Source organism: Pandoraea pnomenusa (assembly GCF_040391475.1).
GTDB classification, from domain to species: Bacteria; Pseudomonadota; Gammaproteobacteria; order Burkholderiales; family Burkholderiaceae; genus Pandoraea; species Pandoraea pnomenusa_C.
This window is the reverse complement of record NZ_JBEBXS010000008.1, coordinates 185,341-209,062: the sequence shown is the minus strand read 5'-3', so window position 1 is coordinate 209,062 and position 23,722 is coordinate 185,341. Positions and strand designations below refer to the sequence as shown.

General features: G+C 63.6%; 22 protein-coding genes. 13 read left to right on the top strand and 9 right to left on the bottom strand.

All coding sequences use genetic code 11. The features are described from left to right. The first annotated feature begins 161 nt into the window (after positions 1-161). The 5 genes from ABWO90_RS11350 to nadC all read left to right on the top strand — a co-directional run bounded on the left by ABWO90_RS11350 (position 162) and on the right by nadC (position 6,526). Positions 162-1,433: an RsmB/NOP family class I SAM-dependent RNA methyltransferase gene (locus ABWO90_RS11350; RefSeq protein WP_353191343.1), complete on the top strand. Its 1,272-nt coding sequence runs from the start codon at positions 162-164 to the stop codon at positions 1,431-1,433. Between the two features lie 63 nt (positions 1,434-1,496). Further along, positions 1,497-2,897 carry a mechanosensitive ion channel family protein gene (locus ABWO90_RS11345; RefSeq protein ID WP_353191326.1) on the top strand — a complete coding sequence of 467 codons (1,401 nt, stop codon included), beginning with the start codon at positions 1,497-1,499 and terminating at the stop codon, positions 2,895-2,897. Positions 2,898-3,199: 302 nt separating this feature from the next. Further along, entirely contained in the window at positions 3,200-4,396 is a 1,197-nt protein-coding gene (locus ABWO90_RS11340; protein WP_353191325.1) for a DesA family fatty acid desaturase, read from the top strand. A 94-nt stretch (positions 4,397-4,490) separates the two neighbouring features. Continuing rightward, positions 4,491-5,624, top strand: coding sequence for a quinolinate synthase NadA (gene nadA / locus ABWO90_RS11335; protein WP_353191324.1), 1,134 nt, complete (start codon positions 4,491-4,493; stop codon positions 5,622-5,624). Beyond that, entirely contained in the window at positions 5,621-6,526 is a 906-nt protein-coding gene (nadC, locus tag ABWO90_RS11330) for a carboxylating nicotinate-nucleotide diphosphorylase (RefSeq protein WP_353191323.1), read from the top strand. Before nadA ends, nadC begins: the two co-directional genes overlap by 4 nt. Positions 6,527-6,612: 86 nt before the next feature. Here nadC and nadB read toward each other — a convergent pair whose 3' ends face one another. The 4 genes from nadB to radC form a co-directional block, all read right to left on the bottom strand. Further along, positions 6,613-8,217, bottom strand: coding sequence for an L-aspartate oxidase (gene nadB / locus ABWO90_RS11325; protein WP_353191322.1), 1,605 nt, complete (start codon positions 8,215-8,217; stop codon positions 6,613-6,615). 242 nt (positions 8,218-8,459) lie between these two features. Then, positions 8,460-8,627, bottom strand: a complete 168-nt coding sequence (gene rpmG, locus ABWO90_RS11320) for a 50S ribosomal protein L33 (RefSeq protein ID WP_010807102.1) — start codon at positions 8,625-8,627, stop codon at positions 8,460-8,462. Between the two features lie 15 nt (positions 8,628-8,642). Continuing rightward, on the bottom strand, positions 8,643-8,876 hold the full coding sequence (gene rpmB / locus ABWO90_RS11315; RefSeq protein ID WP_039400832.1) for a 50S ribosomal protein L28: 234 nt from the start codon (positions 8,874-8,876) through the stop codon (positions 8,643-8,645). 225 nt (positions 8,877-9,101) lie between these two features. Then, entirely contained in the window at positions 9,102-9,776 is a 675-nt protein-coding gene (gene radC, locus ABWO90_RS11310) for a RadC family protein (protein ID WP_353191321.1), read from the bottom strand. A gap of 167 nt (positions 9,777-9,943) precedes the next feature. Here radC and ABWO90_RS11305 point away from each other — a divergent pair, with 167 nt between their 5' ends. The 7 genes from ABWO90_RS11305 (at position 9,944) to ABWO90_RS11275 (ending at position 17,138) form a co-directional block, all read left to right on the top strand. Continuing rightward, entirely contained in the window at positions 9,944-10,399 is a 456-nt protein-coding gene (locus ABWO90_RS11305; RefSeq protein WP_353191320.1) for an FKBP-type peptidyl-prolyl cis-trans isomerase, read from the top strand. A gap of 8 nt (positions 10,400-10,407) precedes the next feature. Further along, positions 10,408-11,382 carry a 4-hydroxy-3-methylbut-2-enyl diphosphate reductase gene (gene ispH, locus ABWO90_RS11300; protein WP_353191319.1) on the top strand — a complete coding sequence of 325 codons (975 nt, stop codon included), beginning with the start codon at positions 10,408-10,410 and terminating at the stop codon, positions 11,380-11,382. Positions 11,383-12,097: 715 nt separating this feature from the next. Beyond that, the gene (locus tag ABWO90_RS11295) at positions 12,098-13,309 is read left to right on the top strand and encodes a branched-chain amino acid ABC transporter substrate-binding protein (RefSeq protein WP_353191318.1); all 1,212 of its coding nucleotides are present in this window, start codon (positions 12,098-12,100) and stop codon (positions 13,307-13,309) included. Positions 13,310-13,520: 211 nt separating this feature from the next. Continuing rightward, entirely contained in the window at positions 13,521-14,471 is a 951-nt protein-coding gene (locus ABWO90_RS11290; RefSeq protein WP_353191317.1) for a branched-chain amino acid ABC transporter permease, read from the top strand. 19 nt (positions 14,472-14,490) lie between these two features. Next, positions 14,491-15,630 (top strand): ABC transporter permease subunit, encoded by a 1,140-nt coding sequence (locus ABWO90_RS11285; protein ID WP_502922594.1) that lies wholly within the window; start codon positions 14,491-14,493, stop codon positions 15,628-15,630. 21 nt (positions 15,631-15,651) lie between these two features. Beyond that, the gene (locus ABWO90_RS11280; protein ID WP_353191316.1) at positions 15,652-16,425 is read left to right on the top strand and encodes an ABC transporter ATP-binding protein; all 774 of its coding nucleotides are present in this window, start codon (positions 15,652-15,654) and stop codon (positions 16,423-16,425) included. Further along, positions 16,425-17,138: an ABC transporter ATP-binding protein gene (locus ABWO90_RS11275; protein ID WP_353191315.1), complete on the top strand. Its 714-nt coding sequence runs from the start codon at positions 16,425-16,427 to the stop codon at positions 17,136-17,138. Before ABWO90_RS11280 ends, ABWO90_RS11275 begins: the two co-directional genes overlap by 1 nt. A 137-nt stretch (positions 17,139-17,275) precedes the next feature. Here ABWO90_RS11275 and ABWO90_RS11270 read toward each other — a convergent pair whose 3' ends face one another. From ABWO90_RS11270 to ABWO90_RS11255, 4 genes are all read right to left on the bottom strand, one after another. Continuing rightward, the gene (locus ABWO90_RS11270) at positions 17,276-17,755 is read right to left on the bottom strand and encodes a GNAT family acetyltransferase (RefSeq protein ID WP_353191314.1); all 480 of its coding nucleotides are present in this window, start codon (positions 17,753-17,755) and stop codon (positions 17,276-17,278) included. Continuing rightward, entirely contained in the window at positions 17,752-18,249 is a 498-nt protein-coding gene (locus tag ABWO90_RS11265) for a GNAT family N-acetyltransferase (RefSeq protein WP_353191313.1), read from the bottom strand. Before ABWO90_RS11265 ends, ABWO90_RS11270 begins: the two co-directional genes overlap by 4 nt. A gap of 115 nt (positions 18,250-18,364) precedes the next feature. Further along, the gene (locus ABWO90_RS11260) at positions 18,365-19,624 is read right to left on the bottom strand and encodes an acetylornithine transaminase (protein WP_353191312.1); all 1,260 of its coding nucleotides are present in this window, start codon (positions 19,622-19,624) and stop codon (positions 18,365-18,367) included. A gap of 290 nt (positions 19,625-19,914) precedes the next feature. Next, on the bottom strand, positions 19,915-20,949 hold the full coding sequence (locus tag ABWO90_RS11255; protein ID WP_353191311.1) for a CDP-6-deoxy-delta-3,4-glucoseen reductase: 1,035 nt from the start codon (positions 20,947-20,949) through the stop codon (positions 19,915-19,917). Positions 20,950-20,964: 15 nt separating this feature from the next. On the opposite strand from ABWO90_RS11255, the gene ABWO90_RS11250 reads away from it, so the two are divergent. Beyond that, the gene (locus ABWO90_RS11250) at positions 20,965-22,050 is read left to right on the top strand and encodes a Rossmann-fold NAD(P)-binding domain-containing protein (protein ID WP_353191310.1); all 1,086 of its coding nucleotides are present in this window, start codon (positions 20,965-20,967) and stop codon (positions 22,048-22,050) included. Between the two features lie 110 nt (positions 22,051-22,160). Here ABWO90_RS11250 and ABWO90_RS11245 read toward each other — a convergent pair whose 3' ends face one another. Then, positions 22,161-23,561 (bottom strand): efflux transporter outer membrane subunit, encoded by a 1,401-nt coding sequence (locus ABWO90_RS11245; protein WP_353191309.1) that lies wholly within the window; start codon positions 23,559-23,561, stop codon positions 22,161-22,163. Positions 23,562-23,722: the final 161 nt, after the last annotated feature.

The following is a 23,722-nucleotide window of genomic DNA, read 5'->3' as shown; positions in this document are numbered from 1 at the left end:
GCCCGACCCAGCGCCGCAATGGCGCCAATCAAACCGGTGGTCGCACCGGCGGTAAATCGTTCGATTCCCGTTCGTCGTATGGCGGCAAGGGCGGCAGAAGCGCCCGCGACGGCGATCGCCGTCAGGATCGTCAGGACGGCCCGCCGGTCGACAGCGCCCGCATGCGCGGCGAACACCTGTCGCCCGCGCTCTTCGAACGCACCCAGGAACTGCTCGGCACCGTGCTGAAGTTCACCGGCCCGGCCGATACGCTCGTGAGCACGTACTTCCGCGCCCATGACCGCCTGGGGCACCGCGAGCGCGGTGTACTGGCCGAGACGGTGTTCGCCATCCTGCGACGCAAGCTCGAGTTCGGCCAGCACGCCGAGAGCGGCTCAGGCCCGCTTGAGCGTCGTCTTGCCCTGCTGGGGCTCGCGTTCACGCGCGGCATCGCTTCGGTCAAGCTGGTGGCGTCGCCCGAGGAAGTCGATTGGCTGGAGCACGTCGGACAGATCGATCCGGCAACGCTCAAGCCGAGAGTGCGCACTAACTTGCCGGAGTGGCTGTACGACCGTCTGGCCAAGCGTTTCGATGCCACGGAGCTTGAAGCCCTGGCCGCGGCGCTCAATCAGCCGGCGCCGCTCGACTGCCGCGTCAACGTCATCAAGGGCAATCGCGACGAGGTGCTCGCGAAGCTGCGCGAAGACGGCTTCTCGGCCGAGCCGACGCCGTTCGCGCCCAACGGCATTCGCCTGGCGGGCAAGCCGGCGCTGCAAAAGCACCCGCTGTTCATGTCGGGCGCCATCGAAGTGCAGGACGAAGGCAGTCAGTTGCTGTGCCAGCTCGTTGCCCCGCGCCGTGGCGAGATGATCGTCGATTTCTGCGCCGGCGCCGGAGGCAAGACCCTCGCCATCGGTGCGCAGATGCGCTCGACGGGGCGTCTCTACGCGTTCGACGTCTCGGAGAAGCGTCTGGCCAAGCTCAAGCCGCGTCTGGCGCGCAGCGGGCTGTCGAACGTCTATCCGGTGATGATCGACAGCGAGAATGACAGCAAGATCAAGCGTCTGGCGGGCAAGATCGACCGTGTGCTGGTCGACGCGCCTTGCAGCGGCCTCGGCACGTTGCGCCGCAATCCGGATCTGAAGTGGCGTCAGTCGCCGCAGTCGGTCGAGGAACTCACGCAGATGCAGACGTCGATTCTCGCGAGCGCGGCGCGTCTGGTGAAACCGGGCGGCCGACTCGTGTACGCGACGTGCAGCCTCCTGACCGAAGAGAACGAGGCGATTGCGGAGGCGTTCGCGAAGGCGCATCCCGAGTTCGTGCTGCTGCCGGCCAACGAGTTGCTCGCCGCACAGAAAATCGGCGTCGACACGGGCAAGTATCTCGAACTGATGCCGAACCGACACGCGACCGACGGCTTCTTTGCCGCCGTGTTCGAGCGTCGTCCGGCGTAAGGCTCGGGAAAGTGTAGAGTCACGGCAGACGCTGACATCAGCTGACAACAAGAGATAGAAACGATGGCGATGCAGGAAAGTCCGGCTTTCGCGAGATTGGTGCGCGACGTCGTTCGCGACTTCGGCGACTCACAGATCATCTGGCAGATCGTGGCGCTGGTGGGCGCGCTCGCCGTGGCGTTCGTGCTGCGACGCTGGATGATCGGGCGTCTCGACCGTCACTTCGAGCGTGTCGCGCCGGCCCGACGGGCCGGGTCGTCGAGTCTGCGACGCGCGTTCTTCCCGATGTTCGGCTGGATTTGTGTCGCGCTCACGCGGGTGGTGCTCCAGGAGTACACCCGCGTCTCGCTGCTGATGCTCGCGGAGGTGCCGCTCTTCGGCACGGCGCTCATCTATCTGGCGTTCTACTTCGCGCGACGGTTGTTTGCCTCGTCGCCGCATGCGTCCGGGCTGCTGAAAGTCTTCGAGCGCGTGTTCACGACACTCGCCTGGGTGTCGATGATTGCCTACGTGCTGGGCGTACACGACGACATCCTCCGGTGGATGGCCAGCGTGCGCTTTGCGGTCGGCACGAGCCATCTGACGCTGCTCTCGATCCTCTCCGGGCTGCTCTGGGTGGGCGTGACGCTGATGCTCGCGATGTGGGTCGGCTCGCTGATCGAAGACCGGATCATGCGCACGACCACGCTCGACGGCAACCTCAAGGTGGTGCTGTCGCGGCTGGTCAAGGGCCTGCTCACGCTGATCGCGGTGCTGGTGACGTTGTCGTTCGTCGGCATCGACATCACCGTGCTCGGGGTGTTCGGCGGTGCGCTCGGCGTGGGGCTGGGCTTCGGTTTGCAGAAGATCGCGTCGAATCTCGTGTCGGGCTTCATCATCCTGCTTGACCGTTCAGTGCGCATTGGCGACTTGATCACCGTCGCGCCGTATCACGGCACGGTGTCGCAGATCAACACGCGTTATACGGTGGTGCGTGGGCTGGACGGCGTGGAAGCGCTGGTGCCGAACGAACAACTGGTCACCAATGTGGTGCAAAACCACTCGTTCACGGAGACGCGTGGACGCGCCAAGGTCAATGTTCAGGTCGCGTATAGCGCAGATGTCGAACTGGCGATGTCGCTGATGCTCAAGGCCGCCGAGGGCATCCCCCGTGTGCTGGCCGACCCGCCGCCGTCGGCACTGCTGCTGAACTTCGGGGCCGATGGGATGGATCTCGAAATGGGATTCTGGGTGCAAGACCCGGCGCAGGGCAGTGGCGGCATCCGCTCGGCGATCAATTTGCGAATTTGGCGCACTTTCCGCGAGCACGGTATTGAAATTCCGTATGCCCAGCGCGAAATACGGATCCTGAACGACTGGGCGGACGGCGTACCTTCCGGCCATGTCAATCTTCCGGATGCACCGCAGGAATCGTCCGGAATGGCGCAGCCACAGGGCGATGGCGGTGTGAAGCCGGCACCGTAGACGCTTTCTCCCAGAACGCTGGGTTGACCTGCGACAAAATGTCGTGGCGGGCAGGCTACACACGGGCGACAGTCCGTCAGGTAAAATGCCCCCAAACGATAATAACCAGACGTTCACTGGCACGTTTTCCGCCCATATCGCCACGGCATTCAGCAACTTGCCGAACTCCAGCGACTCAAAGCGTCAAGCGAGCGAAAGAACGAGACCTGACGCGACGGCCATCGTGCCGCTTCGGCCCGACAAGACAAGACACGGCGATCCCGCCGTGATGGCTACCGTATTGATTAGTTTGGAGTGATATTTTGCTGGACAGTCTCCTTGGTTTTCTCTCTTCCGGCCTGCTCGATTGGAGCGGCTGGCAGATCACGTTGTTCACGTTGGCCGTCACGCATGTGACGATCGCCGGCGTGACCATCTATTTGCACCGTTGCCAGGCGCACCGCGCCCTCGACGTGCATCCGATCGTCTCCCATTTCTTCCGTTTCTGGCTGTGGATGACCACGGGCATGGTGACTAGCGAGTGGGCTGCCATCCACCGCAAGCACCACGCCAAGTGCGAAACGCCGGAAGATCCGCATAGCCCGCAAACGCGCGGTCTGTGGAAAGTGCTCGCCGAAGGCGCCGAACTCTATCGCGCCGAAGCGAAGAACGAGGAAACGCTGCGCAAGTTCAGCCACGGCACGCCGAATGACTGGATCGAGAACCACGTCTACAAGCGTTATCCGATTCTTGGCGTGAGCTTCATGATGATCATCGACATCGCGCTGTTCGGTGCGATCGGCCTGACCGTGTGGGCCGTGCAGATGGTGTGGATTCCGTTCTGGGCAGCCGGTGTCGTCAACGGCCTGGGTCACTACTGGGGCTACCGCAACTTCAACTGCGCCGACGCGTCGACGAACCTGCTCCCGTGGGGCATCGTCATCGGTGGCGAAGAACTGCACAACAACCACCACACGTATGCCACGTCGGCCAAGCTGTCGAACAAGTGGTACGAATTCGACATCGGCTGGATGTACATCCGCATGATGCAGGCGGTCGGGCTGGCCAAGGTGAAGAAGATCGCACCGACGCCGAAGCTCGGCAAGACCAAGGTCGCGTGCGACGACGATACGTTGCAGGCCGTGCTCTCGAACCGCTACGAAGTGATGGCGCGTTACGCCAAGACTTTCCAGCGTGCTTACGGCGAAGAGCTGGCGCGCTTCAAGGACAAGCGTCAGCATGGCGAATACCAGTTGTTCCGCGGCGCACGCAAGTGGCTGCACCACGACGAAGCCTCGCTGCAAGAGCCGCAAAAGCAGCAACTGGGCGAGATTTTCGCGCACAGCAATGCCGTGAAGACGTACTACGAACTGCGCCGCGAACTGGCCGGTATCTGGGATCGTTCGAACGCGTCGCGCGAGCAGTTGTTGAGCCAGTTGCAGAACTGGTGTCATCGCGCCGAGCAGAGCGGCATCCATGCGTTGCAGGAATTCGCTTCGCGCCTGCGCCGTTACGCGTGAACGGTCTGCGCCAGAAATGCGTTTTTGACGCATAATCGAAACCCCGCCACGGCGGGGTTTTGTCATTCCCGGTCCCCCCTCGGGCCAAGTGAAAATGAACGCCTCACTGAAATCCGTAGAATTCGAGCGCCCCGCACCGAGCGGCGCCACTTGCGTTGCCCATGCCTGGGCGCGCGTCCCGGATGTGCCGTCGCAGGAGGAACGCGCGGCACTCAAAGCCCGAATCAAGCGGTTGCTCATCGAGCAGAACGCTGTGCTGGTGGCCCATTACTACGTCGACGCCGACTTGCAGGACCTCGCCGAGGAGACCGGCGGCTGCGTGGCCGACTCGCTGGAAATGGCGCGCTTCGGGCGCAATCATTCGGCCAGGACGCTCGTCGTCGCCGGTGTGCGATTCATGGGCGAGACGTCCAAGATCCTCAGTCCCGAAAAGCGCATTCTGATGCCCGATCTCGACGCGACGTGCTCGCTCGATCTGGGCTGCCCGGCCGATGAGTTCGCCGCATTTTGCGACGCGCATCCCGACCGCACGGTCGTCGTCTACGCGAACACGAGCGCTGCCGTGAAGGCGCGTGCCGACTGGATGGTGACGTCTTCCATCGGGTTGGAAATCGTGGCGCATCTGCACGCGCAAGGCAAAAAAATTCTTTGGGCGCCGGACCGCCATCTGGGTAGCTACGTCCAGAAGCAAACGGGCGCCGACATGTTGCTGTGGCAAGGCGCTTGCCTCGTCCATGACGAGTTCAAGGGTACCGAGCTCGAGTTGCTGCGTCGCGAGTTTCCGAACGCCAGGGTGCTGGTGCATCCGGAATCGCCGGCGTCGGTGGTCGAGCAGGCCGACGTGGTCGGCTCGACCTCGCAGATGATCACGGCCGCACAGACAATGGATGCCACCGAATTCATCGTGGCGACCGACAACGGCATTCTGCACAAGATGCGCGCGGCCGCGCCGGGTAAGCGCTTCATCGAAGCGCCGACGGCGGGGAACAGCGCCACGTGCAAGAGCTGCGCGCACTGCCCGTGGATGGCCATGAACGGTCTGCGCAACCTGGCTGAAGTGCTGGAATCCGGTCGCAACGAAATTCACGTCGATCCGGAGATCGGCCGCCGGGCGCATACCTGTATCGACCGGATGTTGACGTTCGCCGAGGCGCGCAAGCAGAACGTGCGCGCCAGTGGTGATTTCGCGCGCGATGGCGCGCTGTTTGCTGGTGTGGGACCCGCATGATGACGCAATCCAAAACGCTGAGCACTGACGCGGCGCTGTCTGCCGAATTCGCCACCTTCGGTGAGCCGCTCGAAACGGCGCTCGCGCGCAACGTTCGCGACGCGCTCGCGGAAGACATCGGCGCCGGAGATCTGACGGGGCTGCTCGTGCCGTCCGACGAGATGGCGCATGCCCGCATCATCGTGCGTGAGTCGGCCGTGCTGTGCGGTGTGCGCTGGTTCGAACGCTGCATGCAAGGGGTGGATCCTTCGGTGCGAGTGCAGTGGCACTACCGCGAAGGTGAACGCATGACGCCGGACTCGGTCGTGTGCGACATCCACGGCCCGGCGCGCGCGCTGCTCACGGGCGAACGCACGTCGATGAACTTCCTGCAGATGCTGTCGGGGGTTGCCACATCGGTGCGCCGCTATGCCGACATCGTCGAGGGTACGAAAGCACGGGTGCTGGATACGCGCAAAACGTTGCCCGGGTTGCGTCTCGCGCAGAAGTTTGCCGTGCTTGTGGGCGGCGGTACGAATCAGCGTCTGGCGCTCTACGACGGCATCCTCATCAAGGAAAACCATATCACTGCGGCGGGGGGGATTCGTGAGGTGCTCGCGAACGCGGATCGTCTGGCCGACGGCGCACCGGTGCAGATCGAGGTCGAGTCGCTTGAAGAACTCGAGTCGGCGCTGGCGTGTGGTGCGACCTCAATTCTGCTTGATAACTTCACGCTCGAAATGATGCGCGAAGCGGCGCGAGTGTCGGAGGGGCGTGCAGTGCTGGAAGCCTCGGGCGGGATCAACCTCGAGACGGTGCGTGCGATTGCAGAGACAGGCGTCGACCGGATCTCCGTCGGTAGTCTGACGAAGGACGTTCGCGCGACCGACTACTCGATGCGCATTATCGAGACGGTGGGATAAGCGGAGGCGCGGAGGCGCGGAGGCTTTCACCGCCCCGAAAATCCGAAGGCCACAGGGTGAAACCTGTGGCCTTTTTCTATTTGTGCTCAGTTCGAGCGTCGGGGTAGGGCCGGCGAGAGCACCGTCGGCAACGCTTTCGGTAGCGTGTCCGGGAAGTCGCGGGAGAAGTGCAGGCCGCGACTTTCGTGCCGAGACAGTGCACTGTCGACGATCAGCGAGGCCACGTCGACCAGATTGCGAAGCTCCAGCAGATCGCGACTGACGCGGAAATTTGCATAGTATTCAGCAATTTCCTCGCGCAGCAGCGCGATCCGATGTTGTGCGCGCTCCAGTCGTTTGGTCGTGCGTACGATGCCTACGTAGTTCCACATCATGCGACGCAATTCGTCCCAGTTATGGGCGACGACGACTTCCTCGTCGGCGTCCGAGACGCGGCTTTCGTCCCAGGCGGGCACGTCGGCGGCGACCGGGTGGGTGGCTTCACCGCGTTGAATGTCCTCCGCCGTTGCTTTCCCGAGTACCAGGCACTCCAGCAGGGAATTGCTGGCGAGGCGATTCGCGCCGTGCAGGCCTGTGTAGGTCGCTTCGCCGACGGCGTAGAGACCGGGTAGATCCGTGCGGCCATGCATATCGGTCACGATGCCGCCACACGTGTAGTGCGCGGCGGGTACGACCGGAATCGGTTGCTTCGTGATGTCGATGCCCAGTTCGGCGCAGCGCGCAAGAATCGTGGGGAAGTGTTCCTGCAGGAATTCGGGGCTTTGATGGCTGATATCGAGATACACGCAGTCCAGCCCGTGCTTCTTCATCTCGAAGTCGATTGCCCGGGCCACGATGTCGCGCGGCGCGAGTTCGGCGCGAGGATCGTGTTGGAGCATGAAGCGCGTACCGTCAGGCAAAACCAGACGGCCACCCTCGCCACGCACGGCTTCCGTGATCAGGAACGATTTCGCGTAGGGATGGTAGAGGCACGTCGGGTGGAACTGGATGAATTCCATGTTCGCGATACGGCAACCCGCACGCCAGGCCATCGCGATGCCGTCGCCAGTCGCGGTGTCGGGGTTCGTGGTGTAGAGATAGACTTTGCCGGCGCCGCCGGTGGCCAGCACCGTGTGGCGAGCCGTCATGGCATGCACCTCGCCGGTGCCGAGGTCTTGCACGTACAGCCCCTGACAGTGGCGCCCGGCGGTCGGCGCCGAGTGTGCGCGGTCGGACGTAATCAGGTCGACCGCGAAGTGATTCTCGAAAAGCGTGATGTTCGGGTGCTGGCGAACACGCTCGGTGAGCGTGGCGATCACGGCATGTCCCGTGGCATCGGCGGCGTGAATGATGCGTCGATGACTGTGGCCGCCTTCGCGCGTGAGGTGGAAGCCGAGCTCGGCAGCGTCGTCACGCGTGAAGGGAACGCCCTGTGCGATGAGCCATTCGATGGCCTCGCGACTGTGCTCGACGATACACCGCGTGGCGGCTTCGTCGCACAGTCCGGCCCCGGCGATCAGCGTGTCGGCGACGTGTTCGTCGACACTGTCGGTCGAATCGAGCACGGCCGCAATGCCGCCTTGTGCCCAGTCGCTCGCGCCCTCGGGCATGGGACGTTTGGCGACCAGCGCCACACGGCAAGTGTCGGCCAGGTGCAGGGCGACGGACTGGCCGGCAAGTCCACTGCCGACGATGACGACATCGAAATTCATGATACGCGCGGTGTCTGGGACGAGCGCCGCCAGGGTGACGCAGTCCTCGTGATGAGTGATGCGCCAGTATAGCGAGTCAATACGCGCCTGACATCAGTCCCTATGCGCACATCGTAGAAAAGATGCGCCAGATGACTACGCATAGCGTAGCGTTTCCGATTTCGAGACGCGTAAACGAAAAACCCCGCCAAGGGCGGGGTATCGAACGCAGCAGAGAACTGCTGCGAGAAAACCTGTTGATCTTATTTGATCTTGGTTTCCTTGTAGGGCACGTGCTTACGAGCCACCGGATCGAACTTGCTGATTTCCATCTTTTCCGGATGGGTACGCTTGTTCTTGGTGGTCGTGTAGAAATGACCCGTGCCTGCGGTCGATTCCAGCTTGATCTTGTCGCGAGCGCCTTTTGCCATGATGAGCTCCTAAACTTAGATGGCGTTACGCGAACGCAGGTCCGCGAGAACGGCATCGATGCCGACCTTATCGATCAGGCGCAAGCCGGCGTTCGAAAGACGCAGACGCACAAAGCGGTTTTCGCTCTCAACCCAGAACCGGCGATTTTGCAAGTTCGGGAGGAAACGACGCTTGGTTTTGTTGTTGGCGTGGGAAACGTTGTTGCCGACCATCGGCGCTTTCCCGGTCACTTGACATACGCGTGCCATGAAGCACTCCTAACCCAGAATTCTGTGTAAAAAAAGGTGAGTCGAAAAGACAGACCGCGATAATACCACAAAAATCCCAGACAAATCAATCGCTTTAGTCGATTTAGGATGCGAGTCCCTGGCGGGAAACGTCTGTCGGAGATTTGGGGAAGGGACGGATTATAGCGCAAGCGTTCCATGAACGCGATGCCAAGTGCCAAATTTCTGTGCAAATGTTGTACGGCGTCACAATTCACCGTGTTCCGCGAGCGAACGCACGGTCGGTCCGGCCACGATGAAATGGTCGAGCAGGCGGATTTCCAACAGCGCCAGTGCGTCGCCCAACTGCCGCGTGAGCGCCAGATCGGCGGCACTCGGTGTCGGCACCCCGGACGGGTGGTTGTGCGCGACGATCACGGCCGCCGCGTGGACTTCCAGCGCGGCACGCACGATTTCGCGTGGGTAGGCACAGGTTTGCGTGAGCGTACCCTCGAACATCACCCGGGTACTGACCAGCCGGTGCGAGGCGTCCAGAAACAGGCAGGCGAAGCGCTCGCGCGAGGTGTCCTGCAAGGTAAGGCGCAAGTAATCCCGCACCCGGGACGGCGAGTCGAGCAGGTTGCCCGCCTGCATTCTCTCGCCAAGCATGCGGCGCGCCACTTCAAGCGCGGCCTGGAATTGGAGCGATTTGACCTGGCCGAGGCCGGGGATCTGCCGCAGTGTCTCGAGAGGCGTCGCGAGCAGCCGCGTGAGCGACCCGCTGCGAGCAAGCAATTCGCGTCCGAGATCAACGGCATCGCGCCCGCGCGAGCCGGTCCGCAGGAGGATCGCGAGCAATTCGGCGTCCGACAGCGCACGGGGGCCGCGCGCCAGCATTTTTTCACGGGGACGCTCGGCGAGCGGCCATTGGGCGATGGGCATGACGACTCCACAGGCAGCATTTCGGGCGCGCATGATCGCCGTTGCCGCCATAATTCATTCAGGCAACGCCGCCGTCGACGGAAAAATTCGGGGCGGCTTCGATGGGGAGCCGGACGCGCAACGCGTCGTCATTTACAATATTAGCTTGACCTAGCCGTGAGACCCCCATGAGTTCTGTTGCAACCCCCGTGGTTCAAGACGATTCCTATCTGACGCTCCACTACCGGATCGCCGCGCCGGACGGCGCGGACATCGTCAACACTTTCGAAGGTACCCCGGCGACGCTGCAACTCGGCGGCGGGCAAATGGCCCCGACGCTGGAGCAAGCGCTGCTGGGCATGGCCGTGGGGGAGCGTCGCAGCATCGAGCTGGCACCCGAGCAGGCCTTCGGCCCGCGCAATCCGGAGCTGCTGCAACGTGTCTCGATGAAGACGCTGCAGGAAAACAGCAACTTCGGCGAAGAATATAGCGTCGGCGACCTGGTCGAATTCAACGCGCCGAGCGGTGGCCGCTATGCGGGTATCCTGCGTGAGCTGGGCGACGGCTGGGCATTGTTCGACTTCAACCATCCGCTGGCCGGCCAGCCGATCGTGTTCGAAGTCCAGATTATCGGCATTCTGTAGGAATCGAAATGAGCGCCACCCAATTCGTAGCACCGATGCTCTCGGATGCGGAAATCCTGCTGGCTCAGCCGCGCGGCTTTTGCGCGGGCGTCGATCGCGCGATCGAGATCGTCGAGCGCGCGCTTGCCATGTATGGTGCGCCGATCTATGTGCGCCACGAAATCGTGCACAACGCCTATGTCGTCGAAAACCTGCGCAAGAAGGGCGCAATTTTCGTCGAGGAACTGACGGACGTGCCGTCGGGCAACACGTTGATTTTCAGCGCCCACGGTGTGTCGCAGGCGGTCCGCGCAGAAGCGGAGACCCGCGGCCTGCGCATTTTCGACGCCACGTGTCCGCTCGTGACGAAAGTCCACGTCGAAGTCGCGAAAATGCGCAGCCAGGGACTCGAGATCATCATGATCGGCCACAAGGGGCATCCTGAGGTCGAAGGCACGATGGGCCAGTCGGGCGAGGGCATGTTCCTCGTCGAGACGATCGAAGATGTGCTCGCGCTGCAAGTCGCCGACGAAACCAAGCTGGCCTACGTGACCCAGACGACGCTGTCCGTGGACGACGCCGCCGAGGTCATCAACGCCCTCAAGCAGCGGTTCCCGTCGATTACCGAGCCGAAGAAGCAGGACATCTGCTACGCCACGCAAAATCGTCAGGACGCCGTGAAATTCATGGCGCCGCAGTGCGACGTGGTCGTGGTCGTTGGCAGCCCGAACAGTTCCAACTCGAACCGTTTGCGCGAAGTGGCCGAGAAGATGGGCGTGCCGGCCTATATGGTGGATTCGCCCGACCAGCTCCAGGCGGTGTGGTTCGATGGCAAGCGCCGCATCGGCGTGACGGCAGGGGCATCGGCGCCGGAGGTATTGGCGCAGTCGATCGTCTCGCGTCTGCGCGAGCTGGGGGTCAATCAGGTCAAGGTCCTCGACGGCGTGGAAGAGAACATTGCGTTCCCGCTGCCCAAGGGCCTCGCGCCGGTCGCCGCGAGCTGAGCCAACGCCGGGGGAGGCAACGGCCTCACCGAACGAACCAAACGAACCAAACGGCCGGCGGGGTGCTCCCGACTGGCCGGCAAAACCGGGTGTCACGCAACGTGACCCCGGTTTTTTTTCGCCCGCGGCCAAGGCATCGCGCGGTGAACGCATTACCCGACCGACATTCGTCGAACGGTCCGTTTCGCCGCTGGAATCCCTCTGCGGCAAATTCGCAAAACGCCACACTTGTTCGCGAAAAGTCCGCATAACGTGTTTGTTGGCTTTTCACGTATCGACAGTTAAAACAACAGGATGCCATTAATAATTCAACGAATATGGAATTACGACAAATGCCGGGCATCGGGTTTTACGAAATCTAATTATTTATATATTCCCTTAATTAGAATATTCGCTCCAATTGAAATGGGCATGCTAATTGCTTATTAGATTGTCGGGTCGATCAGGCCCATAAATGGTGCATCGGTTGCACCACGAAGCCACCCGGGGCGGTGCGACCGGGTGCGTAAAACCATTCACAAATCCGGGGTTGCACTTTTGAAAAAACAGGGTTGTACAAGTCGGTATAAAACCTTAGTCCCCGATTATGGAAAACCCTGTGGCGGCGGGCGTCGCAGCCGCAAAGAATGGAGTTACAATGCGCGCGTTTCGCATACGAAACGTCGAATTGGCGTCATTGGCGTTATTAAAGCGCCGACAATCTGGAGATAATCACATGCAACTCAAGTTCGCGAAGGTACTGCCCGTAGTCGCCGCAGTGACGCTGTTGGCGGCATGCGGTCAGAAGGAAGAAAAGCAGGCCGATTCGGGTGCCGCTTCTGCACCTGCCGCGACGACTGCCGCCAGCGGGGGCGGCGACTCGGTTATCGTGATCAAGATTGGTCACGTTGCACCATTGACGGGCCAAATTGCTCACTTGGGCAAAGATAACGAAAACGGTGCACGCCTTGCGGTTGAAGAGGCCAACAAGGCCGGCCTGACGATCGACGGCAAGCCGGTCAAGCTGGAACTGGTGGCCGAAGACGACGCCGCCGATCCGAAGACCGCCACCCAGGTCGCTCAGAAACTGGTCGACGAGAAGGTCGTCGCCGTGGTGGGCCACTTGAACTCGGGCACGACGATTCCGGCATCGAAGATCTATAGCGATGCGGGCATTGTGCAGATCTCCCCGTCGGCAACCAACCCGGCCTATACCCTGCAAGGCTTCAAGACGACCTACCGCGTGGTCGCAACCGATGCCCAACAGGGCCCGGCGCTGGCCAACTACGCGAGCAAGTCGCTCAACGCCAAGTCGGTGGCCATCGTCGATGACGCGACGGCCTACGGCAAGGGGCTGGCCGACGAATTCGAGAAGACGGCCAAGGCCAACGGCATGAAGGTCCTCTCGCACGACGCGACCAACGACAAGGCCACGGACTTCCGTGCCATTCTGACGAAGATCAAGGGTGAGCGTCCGGACATCATCATGTACGGCGGTATGGATGCCACCGGCGGCCCGTTCGCCAAGCAGTCGAAGGAACTGGGTATCGGTGCCAAGGTGCTGGCCGGCGACGGCGTGTGTACCGACAAGGTGGCCGAACTGGCCGGCGACGCCATCGACAACATCGTCTGCTCGGAAGCGGGCATGGCGCTGTCGAAGATGGAAGGCGGTGCGGATTTCTCGAAGCGTTATGAAACCCGTTTCAACCAGCCGATCCAGATCTACGCCCCGTTCACGTATGACGCCGTCAACGTGATCATCGACGCAATGAAGCGTGCCAACTCGACCGATCCGGCGAAGATCCTGGCGGCCATGCCGGCCACGGACTACAAGGGTGTCATTGGCCACATCGCCTTCGACAGCAAGGGCGACATGAAGGAGCCGGTGATCACGCTCTACAACTACAAGGACAAGAAGAAGAGCGTGCTTGACGTGGTGAAGATGTAACTCCAGGGCGCTTGCGCCATGAAACGGCACCGCTGCCTACCCATTCGGTGCCGTTTCTTTATCTGCGGAACGATGCCGTGCCTGCATGACGGGCACGGCCCCCCTCCTGACACAGGATTACGCCTCATTACCCGCAGTTCTCTCGACCCTCTCGCGCACCCTATCGGGTAAGCGTGTCGGGAGCCCGTTTTCGGGACAAGGAGTTAGCTTCATGGATATCTTTATCCAACAAATCTTGAACGGCCTCGTGCTGGGTTGCGTGTACGCAATCATTGCGCTGGGCTACACGATGGTCTACGGCATTCTGGGCATCATCAACTTTGCCCACGCCGACGTGATGATGATCGGCGCGATGGTCGCGCTGTCCACCATCAACCTGTTGTTGAAAGTGGCGCCGAACATGAACCCGGCGCTGATGCTGGCCATTGCCACACTCGTGTGTATGCCCGTTTGTGCCCTGGCGAACTTCGTGATCGAACGCGTGGCCTATCGGCCCTTACGCAACGCGCCGCGTCTCGCGCCGCTGATCACGGCCATCGGTGTGTCGCTGCTCCTGCAAACGATCGCCATGCTGATCTGGTCGCGCAATCCGCTCTCGTTCCCGCAACTGCTGCCTACCGACGCCCTGAACGTGATCCCGCCACGCGGTGATCATCCGGGCGCGGTGACCAATGGCACCGGGATCGTGATCGTCGTGGTCGCGTTCCTCGTCATGTTCGGCCTCACGCAGCTTGTGAACCGCACCCGGCTCGGCCGCGCCATGCGCGCGACGGCGGAAAACCGCAACGTTGCGGGCCTCATGGGCGTGAACCCGAACTTCGTGATCTCGGCCACGTTTGCCCTGGGCGGTGCGCTTGCCGCGCTCGCGGGGGTGATGATGGCGTCGAACTACGGCAATGCGCACTTCTACATGGGCTTCATTCCCGGCATGAAAGCGTTCACGGCAGCGGTGCTCGGCGGTATCGGCAACCTGCAGGGCGCCATGGTCGGCGGTGTGTTGCTCGGCCTCATCGAAGCGCTGGGCGCGGGCTACATCGGCGATCTGACCGGTGGGGTCTTCGGCAGTAACTACCAGGACGTCTTCGCGTTTGTGGTCCTGATCGTGGTGCTGGTGTTCCGTCCGAGCGGCCTGCTTGGCGAACGCGTGGCCGATCGCGCTTGAACGGGAGAGGCTCGACATCATGAATCAACCCGTACAAACGTCCACCAACGGCGGCACGACGCAGATTTCTGCCGCCGCCGCCACGCGCAAGGCCTATCGCGGCCTCGCGTTCTTCCTCATCGCCGCCATTCTCGCGCCGGTACTCGTCGGCTATGCCGGCGGCAACTACTGGGTGCGCGTGCTGGATTTCGCGCTGCTCTACATCATGCTCGCGCTGGGCCTGAACATCGTTGTGGGCTTCGCCGGCCTGCTCGATCTGGGTTACATCGCGTTCTATGCGGTCGGCGCGTACGTCACGGCGTTCCTCAGCTCGCCGCACCTCACGACGCAGTTCGAATGGATCGCGCATCTGTTCCCCAACGGGCTGCACGTGCCCGTGTGGTTCACGATTCCGATCGGCGCGGCGGTCGCGGCAATCTTCGGCATCTTGCTCGGTGCGCCGACGTTGCGCCTTCGCGGTGACTATCTGGCCATCGTGACGCTGGGGTTCGGCGAAATCATCCGTATCTTCATGAACAACCTCGACCGTCCGGTGAACATCACCAACGGCCCGAAGGGGATCACCGGCATCCAGCCCGCGTCGCTGTTCGGCTTCGATTTCTCGAAGGCGCACACGTTCTTCGGGCTCCAGGTCAGCTCGGTGTACATGTACTACTACCTGTTCGTGTTCCTGGCGTTGCTCATCGCGTTCATCTGTGTGCGCTTGCAGCACTCGCGCATCGGACGCGCCTGGGTCGCCATTCGTGAAGACGAAATCGCCGCCAAGGCGATGGGCATCAACACGCGCAACATCAAGCTGCTCGCGTTTGCGATGGGCGCGTCGTTCGGCGGTGTGGCCGGCGGCATGTTCTCGGCGTTCCAGGGCTTCGTCTCGCCCGAGTCGTTCACCTTCTGGGAGTCGATCGTCGTGCTCTCGATGGTGGTGCTCGGCGGCATGGGCCACATCCCGGGCGTGATCCTGGGCGGCGTGCTGCTCTCGGCATTCCCCGAGATTCTGCGCTCCACCATGGGCCCGTTGCAGATGAAGCTGTTCGGCAGCGTTATCGTCGATCCCGAAGTGATCCGGCAGTTGCTATACGGTCTGGCCATGATCCTGATCATGCTGTACCGTCCGGCCGGCCTGTGGCCGTCGCCGCGTCCGGAAGAGCGGACACTGTAAGCCGAGGGAGATGACCTGACTATGAGCGAACAAATTCTTCTGTCCGTCAAGGGCGTGAACAAGCGCTTCGGCGGTCTGCAGGCCCTCACCGATGTGGGCCTGGAGATCAAACCGGGGCAGATTTACGGGCTGATCGGCCCGAACGGTGCGGGCAAGACCACGTTTTTCAACGTGATTACCGGCCTCTACACACCCGATTCGGGCGAGTTCCGACTCGACGGTACGTCGTACAAGCCGACCGCCGTACACGAAGTGGCGCGCGCGGGCATTGCCCGCACGTTCCAGAACATTCGCCTGTTCGGCGGCATGACCGTGATCGAGAACGTGATGGTCGGCCGTCACGTGCGAACGAAGATGGGCGTGATCGGTGCCATCGTCCGGTATCCGGGCGCGCGGGCCGAGGAGCGTGCCATTCGCGACCGCGCGATGGAACTGCTCGAGTACGTGGGCGTGGCGAAGTACGCCAACTACACGGCAGCGAACCTCTCGTACGGCCACCAGCGCCGTCTGGAGATCGCGCGTGCGCTGGCGACCGATCCGAAACTGCTCGCGCTCGACGAACCGGCCGCTGGCATGAACGCGACCGAGAAGGTCGAGTTGCGCGGTCTGCTCGACAAGATCCGCAGCGACGGCCGGACGATCCTGCTCATCGAGCACGACGTGAAGCTGGTGATGGGCTTGTGCAACCGCATGACGGTGCTCGATTACGGCAAGGTGATTGCCGAAGGTTTGCCCCAGGATGTGCAAAAGAATCCTGCGGTGATTGAAGCGTATCTGGGTTCGGGAGGCCATTGATGAGCGCAATGTTGACGATCAAGGGCCTGAAAGTCGCTTACGGCGGGATCAAGGCGGTCAAGGGCATCGACCTGAGCATCCAGCCGGGAGAACTGGTCACGCTGATCGGCGCGAACGGCGCTGGCAAGACGACCACGATGAAGGCGATCACGGGGCTGCTCCCCTGGGCCGATGGCGACATCGAGTACCTGGGCAAGTCGATTCGCGGTGTGAAGGCGTTCGACCTGCTCAAGCAAGGGTTGGCGATGGTGCCCGAGGGCCGTGGCATCTTCACGCGCATGACCATTCTCGAGAACATGCAGATGGGGGCTTATCTGCGCAACGACAACGCGGGCATCAAGCAGGACGTCGACAAGATGTTCGGCATCTTCCCGCGTCTGAAGGAGCGCAAGGATCAGCTCGCGGGCACGCTCTCGGGTGGTGAGCAGCAAATGCTCGCGATGGCGCGCGCCCTGATGAGCCAGCCGAAGCTCTTGCTGCTCGATGAGCCGTCGATGGGCCTCTCGCCGATCATGGTCGAGAAGATCTTCGAAGTGGTGCGTACGGTGTCGAGTGAAGGCGTGACGGTGCTGCTCGTGGAGCAGAACGCGCGTCTGGCGCTGCAGGCCGCGCACCGGGGTTATGTCATGGACAGCGGGCTCGTCACCATGACCGGCGACGCGAAGGACATGCTCGACGATCCGAAGGTGCGTGCCGCTTATCTTGGGGAATGATCCGGGGAATGCGTGAGTGAATGCATGACGACGATCCATCGGCACCCGCCGATGTGATCGGCTCGCCAGGCAGCAAGGGCGCCGAAGGCAACTTCGGCGCCCTTTGCTTTTGACGAACGCGCTTGCGATGCCGCGCGTTACATCGACAGCGAGACCTTCGACGGCGACGCGAGCGGCAGACGCTTGCCGAGACTCACGACATCGTCGGCAGCGTAGCCGTGCGCCGTATAGAACGCCAACGCTTCGCGCGATTGCGTGAGCACTTGCAGATTGAGCTTGAGGCAGCCGCGTTCGGTCAGCGCATGTTCCGCGTGGTGGAGCAGGGCGCTCGCCACGCCGCGACGGCGCAGCGCGCGTGCAACCGCCAGCGAATAGACCCAGCCGCGATGGCCGTCGTAGCCCGCCATCACCGTGCCCGCGATCTTGCGGTCGCGCACGGCGACGAAGAACAGCCCGTCGCGCATCGCCACCTTGTTGGCGATCGAACGGCGCGGCTCGCGGTGCGGCTTGTCCGAGGCGTTGTATTCCGGAAAGGCGTCGCGCCAGAGGGCGAGTACGGCGTCGGTATCCGCGTCGTCGAACGTGCGAATGTGAATATCGACAGGGGTGGCGATCATGAGGCGTCCTGTTTGCCGGTGTAGATGTCGGGCCTGTGGATCTGCATCATCTTGTTCACGGGCTCGAGCGGCTCGAAGCCGTAGCGCGCGTAAAGTCCCGCCGCGTCGGTGGTGGCGAGCAAGAAGCGCCGCAGGCTCTGCAGGGCGGGGTGTGCCAGCACGTTCTCACAGAGGCGCTTGCCGATGCCGAGGCCGCGCATCGACGGATCGACGAACACGTCGGCCAGATAGGCGAACGTGGCGCGATCGGTAATCACGCGTGCAAAGCCGACCTGGTGCGACGGACCGCCTTCGACCTGCGTCGCGTAGGCGCCGAAGCACAGCGAGTTCGAGATGGCGCGCATGAGCGTGTCTTTCGGAATGTCCTTGGCCCAATGCGTTTGGGTCGAGAGCGCGTGGTGAATGAAAGCAATATCGAGCCGGGCCGGATCGGACGAGATCTCGACGATGGCGTCGGCGGGCGGTGTGGGGTGCCCGTGGCTCAGGTCGTTCATGGAACGTGTCTCCAGTGCAATTTCGGGTATGCGGGTGGTCAGGCTCGACGCGTCGCGCCGCCGGGCAAGCGATGACGCTGGCCGGGCAGGCGACGTGGCAATCGTTGGCGTGTCGTCAGGCGTGCCTGGCGAGCAGCGTATCGAGCATCGAAAGCATCTGATCGATCTCTTCGCGGCTCACGTTCAGCGCTGGCATGAAGCGCAGCAGGCCCGGGCGCGGTGCGTTGAGCAGCAGGCCGTCCGGCGCCATCTCGCGCGCGGCTTCGACCAGTTGCGGACCGATGTCGCGACCGAGCATCAGGGCACGCAGCAGACCGGCGCCACGTTCGCCCTGACCGCCGTAGCGCGACGACAGGTGCTGCAATCCGGCGCTCAGATAGTCGGCCTGCGCGCGCACGAATTCGAGGAAGCCCGGGGCGCTGACCGTGCGCATCACTGCGAGACCCACCGCGCACATCAGCGGATTGCCGTTGTAGGTACCGCCCTGATCGCCCGGCTGGAAGACGGCGAACGCGTCGCCGCACAGCATGGCAGCGAGCGGCACGCCGCCGCCGATGCCTTTGCCGAGCGTCATGATGTCGGGCACCACACCCGCTTGCTGATGCGAGAAGAGCGTGCCGGTGCGACCGCAGCCTGTCTGCACTTCGTCCACGATCAGCAACAGTCCGTGCGCCTTCGTGAGGGCGCGCAGTGCCTTCATGAAATCGTCGGTGGCGGGCACTACGCCGGCTTCGCCCTGAATCGGTTCGAGCATCACGGCCACCGTGTCGGGACCGATGAGGGCCTCGACCGACGCAATGTCGTTCAACTCGGCCTTCGGGAAGCCCGGCACCTGCGGCGCGAAGATCGTGTCCCAGCCCGGCTTGCCGCTGGCGGACATGGTGGCGAGCGTGCGGCCGTGGAAGGCGTTCTTGAACGTGATGATCTCGTAGCGCGCCTTCCCGGCGGCGTTCGGATGCAACTGTCCCCACTTGCGCGCGAGCTTGATGGCGCTCTCGTTGGCTTCTGCGCCGCTGTTGGCGAAGAAGACCTTGCCGAGGCCGGACAGACGCGCGAGCAGATCGGCCAGTTCGATCATCGGCACGTTGTAGTAAGCGGGGCTCGGGTTGAGCAACAGTGCGCCCTGGGTGGCGAGCGCGTCGCGCATCACCGGATGACAATGGCCGAGGCTGTTCACGGCCCAGCCCTGGATAAAGTCGAGATATCGCTTGCCTTCGTGGTCGTAGAGCCAGCCCCCCTTGCCGTGCGTGAACACGAGTTCGGGGCGCGAGGTGATCGGGAGCAGCGCCTCGGTGGCGAACTCGGTGAACTTGGCGTTGCGCGCCGACTTCGGCGGGTTGGACTGAGCGACGGCGGACGACTTGGCAAGCGACATGACGGTCTCCTGGGAGCGAAGGTGAAAGAGACGAAGGAATAAAAAAAGCCACGGGGGTTGCCCGTGGCTTCGCTGTGCTTGAGAACTTGCGTGTTATCGCAGTCGATAGCGTGCCGCGCGGCATCCCGGTTGGGGCAGCGAACGGCGACGTCGGATCGAGGCGATGGCAATCAGGTTCATGTCGGCAAGCATAAGGCGCTCACGCGGCGCTTGTCAAAGGGTATGCGCGCACTGTGGCGTGCGTGCATCTTTGCGGCGGTGCGCGTCGGGAGCGCCGGACATCGTGCCGCTCACTGTCCGCCGCCCGGGTTGTCGGCCTCGGTGGTGAAGGCATCGGCGAAGAACGCTTCTTCGGGCAACTGATGATGGGCGACGAAGTCGCGGCGGGCGGACTCCACCATCACCGGGGCGCCGCAGGCGTAGACCTCGTAGCCCGACAGGTCCGGCAGATCGTCCGCCACGGCGCGATGCACGAAACCCGTGCGGCCTTGCCACTGGTCTTCCGGGGCGGCGTCGGAGAGCACCGGCACGAACGTGAAGCCGGGGATCTCGCGAGCCCACTGTTCGGCCAGATCGCGCATGTAGATGTCCTTCAACTGACGCGCGCCCCAGTAGAGCGTCATCGGCCGGTCGAGTCCCTTGTGCACGGCGTGCTCGACGATGGCCTTGATCGGCGCAAAGCCGGTGCCCGACGCGAGCAGCACGATCGGCTTGTCGGAGTCTTCGCGCAGGAAGAAGGTGCCGAGCGGCCCCTCGAAGCGCAGGATCTCACGCTCCTTCATGCCGTTGAAGACGTGGTCGGTAAAGACCCCACCGGGCATATGGCGCAGATGCAGTTCCATGAAGCCTTCTTCATGGGGCGCGGTCGCCATCGAATAGCTCCGGCGTCTGCCGTCCTTCAGGATGAATTCGATGTACTGGCCGGCGAGGTATTGGAAGCGTTCGTTGGCCGGCAATTGCAGACGCATCACGATGACGTCGTCTGCGCGCCGGTCGAGCGCGTTCACGCGGCAGGGCAGGCGCTTGACCGGAATGTCGCCGATGCCCTTGACCTCGCGCGATTCCACGACGAGGTCGCCCTTGGCGTGTGCGCAGCACAGCAGCGCAAAGCCACGCGTTTCTTCGTCCTTGGTGAGGGCCGACGCGGAGTGCGCGCCGTGTTCGACGGTGCCTTCGACGAGCTTGGCCTTGCACGACCCGCAACCGCCGTTCTTGCAGCCGTAAGGCAGGCCGATGCCCTGGCGCAGCGCTGCGGAAAGCACGGCCTCGCCGTCTTCGACCTGGAACTCGCGCCCGCTCGGCACGAGGGTAACGTTGTAAGCCATACTACAATCCGAAAAATGAAAATTCCGTCGAAACTCTTCGGTCGTCCGCGCCTGTTGGTGGTGGGCTGCGGCGACGTCGGCATGCGTGCCCTGCCGGCCCTGGTCAAGCGCTTTCGCGTCTTTGCCGTGACGTCCAGCGACGCCCGTCATCCGGCCCTTCGTGCGGCGGGTGCCGTCCCGGTCGTTGCCAATCTGGACGACGCTCGCAGCCTGCATCGCATCGGTCGACTGGCCCCGCGCGTGCTGCATCTGGCGCCGCCCGCCGGAGTGGCCGGTACCGGCGCACAGGACCTGCGCACACGCCGATTGCGCGCCGCGCTGGCCCGACCGCCGAAACCCGTTATTGTACCCGAGGGGGGGCATCGGGCCCTGCCTCGCCCGGCGCGCCGGGTGCTCGTCTACGCCAGCACCAGCGGGGTCTATGGCGATTGCGGCGGGGCGCTGGTGGATGAGACCCGCACACCGCTGCCGCGTTCACCGCGCGGACAGCGGCGTGTCGATGCCGAGCGCACGATCCGCAGGCTCGGTCGACCGTCGTCGCACGCGCACAACGTGCGCCGGACACTGGCGGCGGGCCCCGCACGGCGCATCGGCCCGACGGCCGGCGGCACGCAGGCAGGGTGGCGTCGCGCCACGCATTGGCGGGCGCCGTGGCGCGCGACGCTGGTGCGCATACCGGGGATCTACGCCGCCGACCGTCTGCCGGTCGCGCGTCTGCAACGCGGCACGCCGGCGTTGCAGCACGCCGACGACGTCTTCACGAATCATATCCACGCCGACGATCTCGCTGCGATCCTGATACGCGCCATGTGGCGTGGCCGCGCGCAGCGCGTGGTGCATGCGAGCGACGACACCGAGTGGCGCATGGGTGAGTACTTCGATCGGGTGGCCGACGCGCTTGGCATGCCGCGCCCGCCGCGCGTATCGCGCGAGGAGGCGATGCGTGTGCTGGAGCCGACGTTGCTGTCGTTCATGTCCGAATCGCGGCGACTTGCGAACACTCGGCTCAAGCGCGAGCTGGGTTATCGATTGCAGTATCCGGACGTGGCGGCGCTACTCGCCACGTTGCCGCGCGCGACGCCGTCGAGCGAGGCCGCCTGACCCGCACGCGGCGCAAGCGACATCGCATGCGTCATGCCTGTGATGGCGCTCAGCGCGGCTGAACTGCCCGCAGCGCCAGGCACTTCCCATGGCGTTGACAATGCTCATCGTCACGGATTGGGTTCCAGCGCACCGCCCAGTGCCTTGACAAGCGAGAGCGTGGCGTCGATCTGATCGAGCCGGGTGGCCGCCGCGCTGCGTCGGGCGGCGCGCGCGAGGCGCTGCGCATCGAGCCAGGTCTGCAGATCGATGTCTCCGGCGCGATACCGTGCGCCGGAGAGGTCGGCGGCTTGCTGGGCCAGCGTGGCGGCGCTGGCGAGCGACGTGTATTGCGACGTCGTACGCTCGCGCGCCGAGAGCGCATCTTCCACTTCTTTCAGTGCCGTGAGCAGCGTGTCGCGAAACGTCGCGACCGATTGCTCGTAATCGTTGCGCGCGAGCGCCGTGGTGAAGCGCGCCGTCTGCACCTGCAGGAACGGCATGGCGATGGTGGCTGCCAGCGTGCCCACGGGGTTGGCGAACAGACGCGAGAGCGAGTCGCTGTTCGTCGAGGCCGAGCCGTTGAGCGTGAGCGACGGATAGAACGACAGACGCGTCGCGTCGACATCCGCCAACCGGGCGCGCACGCGCGTCTCGGCGGCAGCCAGATCGGGGCGCCGTGCGAGCAGCGACGCGGGCAGCCCGGGCGCAATGCCGGGCAGATGCGCGGGCGCGAGCGATTCGCGCTCGGCAAAGCGCGTCTGGGCGGGCTGGCCGAGGGCGCCGGCCAGTGAGTGCCGCGCGATGTCGCGCAGGCGCTCCCAATCCGCGAGGGCGCCGGCCACGGCGTCGCGGTCCTGCCGCGCCTGCACCGCGTCGAGTGCCGACACGGCACCGGCGCGACGGCGCGCCTCGACCAGCATCATCGCGCGCTGCGCGGCATCCAGATCTTCCTTCGCGCTGCGCACGTTCTCGTTCAGGAACGCCACTCGCCAGTAGATCGACGCCACCTGACTCGATAGCGAGAGTGCCGCGGCACGCCGGTCCCACTGGCTTGCCGCCGCCTGCCATGTGGCGGCGTCGCGCTGCGCTGCGAGCTTGTGCCAGAGATCGACCTCGTAGCTGATGCCGAAGCTGGCGCCGGATACCGTCTGGATGCTGTCGCTGATGGCGAGGGCGGCCACACCGCCGTCGAGCGCGCGCGACTTCGACGCGCTGATCGAGCCGGAGAGTTGCGGCCAGCGATTGGCGCCGGTGAGACCCGCCTGCAGTGCGTCTTTGTCGGCTTGCAACGACTTGAGGGCGAGCCCGGTATTTGCCGCAAGCGCCTGCGCGATCAGTGCGTCGAGTTGCGGTTCGCGAAAGGCATGCCACCACGGATCGATGTCGGTGCCTTGTGCCGCAGCCGGGCTCGCGACCCCCGGCGACGGGCCGTCGATGGGCGTGCGGAATTCGGCGGGAACGGGCAGCTCGGGACGCACATATTCCGTGCGCGTCAGCGCGCAACCGGCGAGCAATGCGATGCCGGTCAACGCGCAAATCCGGGGAGGTAATGTCCGCGCTGTCCCGGTCTCACCGTGGCGCATGTCGCACGATCCGGCCACGGGCGACACCCGGCGAGGGCGCGCTCGCGAAAGTAAGCAGGAAAGCAGCGAAGCAAGAGGGTGAAGAGAGCGAAGAGAGCGAAGGGAGC

Coding starts and splice junctions, on each gene's coding strand:
- ABWO90_RS11350 (WP_353191343.1), top strand. CDS start 162: ATGCGCGGCGAACACCTGTCGCCCGCGCTCTTCGAACGCACCCAGGAA.
- ABWO90_RS11345 (WP_353191326.1), top strand. CDS start 1,497: ATGGCGATGCAGGAAAGTCCGGCTTTCGCGAGATTGGTGCGCGACGTC.
- nadA (WP_353191324.1), top strand. CDS start 4,491: ATGAACGCCTCACTGAAATCCGTAGAATTCGAGCGCCCCGCACCGAGC.
- nadC (WP_353191323.1), top strand. CDS start 5,621: ATGATGACGCAATCCAAAACGCTGAGCACTGACGCGGCGCTGTCTGCC.
- nadB (WP_353191322.1), bottom strand. CDS start 8,217: ATGAATTTCGATGTCGTCATCGTCGGCAGTGGACTTGCCGGCCAGTCC.
- rpmG (WP_010807102.1), bottom strand. CDS start 8,627: ATGGCAAAAGGCGCTCGCGACAAGATCAAGCTGGAATCGACCGCAGGC.
- rpmB (WP_039400832.1), bottom strand. CDS start 8,876: ATGGCACGCGTATGTCAAGTGACCGGGAAAGCGCCGATGGTCGGCAAC.
- radC (WP_353191321.1), bottom strand. CDS start 9,776: ATGCCCATCGCCCAATGGCCGCTCGCCGAGCGTCCCCGTGAAAAAATG.
- ABWO90_RS11305 (WP_353191320.1), top strand. CDS start 9,944: ATGAGTTCTGTTGCAACCCCCGTGGTTCAAGACGATTCCTATCTGACG.
- ispH (WP_353191319.1), top strand. CDS start 10,408: ATGAGCGCCACCCAATTCGTAGCACCGATGCTCTCGGATGCGGAAATC.
- ABWO90_RS11295 (WP_353191318.1), top strand. CDS start 12,098: ATGCAACTCAAGTTCGCGAAGGTACTGCCCGTAGTCGCCGCAGTGACG.
- ABWO90_RS11290 (WP_353191317.1), top strand. CDS start 13,521: ATGGATATCTTTATCCAACAAATCTTGAACGGCCTCGTGCTGGGTTGC.
- ABWO90_RS11285 (WP_502922594.1), top strand. CDS start 14,491: ATGAATCAACCCGTACAAACGTCCACCAACGGCGGCACGACGCAGATT.
- ABWO90_RS11280 (WP_353191316.1), top strand. CDS start 15,652: ATGAGCGAACAAATTCTTCTGTCCGTCAAGGGCGTGAACAAGCGCTTC.
- ABWO90_RS11275 (WP_353191315.1), top strand. CDS start 16,425: ATGAGCGCAATGTTGACGATCAAGGGCCTGAAAGTCGCTTACGGCGGG.
- ABWO90_RS11270 (WP_353191314.1), bottom strand. CDS start 17,755: ATGATCGCCACCCCTGTCGATATTCACATTCGCACGTTCGACGACGCG.
- ABWO90_RS11265 (WP_353191313.1), bottom strand. CDS start 18,249: ATGAACGACCTGAGCCACGGGCACCCCACACCGCCCGCCGACGCCATC.
- ABWO90_RS11260 (WP_353191312.1), bottom strand. CDS start 19,624: ATGTCGCTTGCCAAGTCGTCCGCCGTCGCTCAGTCCAACCCGCCGAAG.
- ABWO90_RS11255 (WP_353191311.1), bottom strand. CDS start 20,949: ATGGCTTACAACGTTACCCTCGTGCCGAGCGGGCGCGAGTTCCAGGTC.
- ABWO90_RS11250 (WP_353191310.1), top strand. CDS start 20,965: ATGAAAATTCCGTCGAAACTCTTCGGTCGTCCGCGCCTGTTGGTGGTG.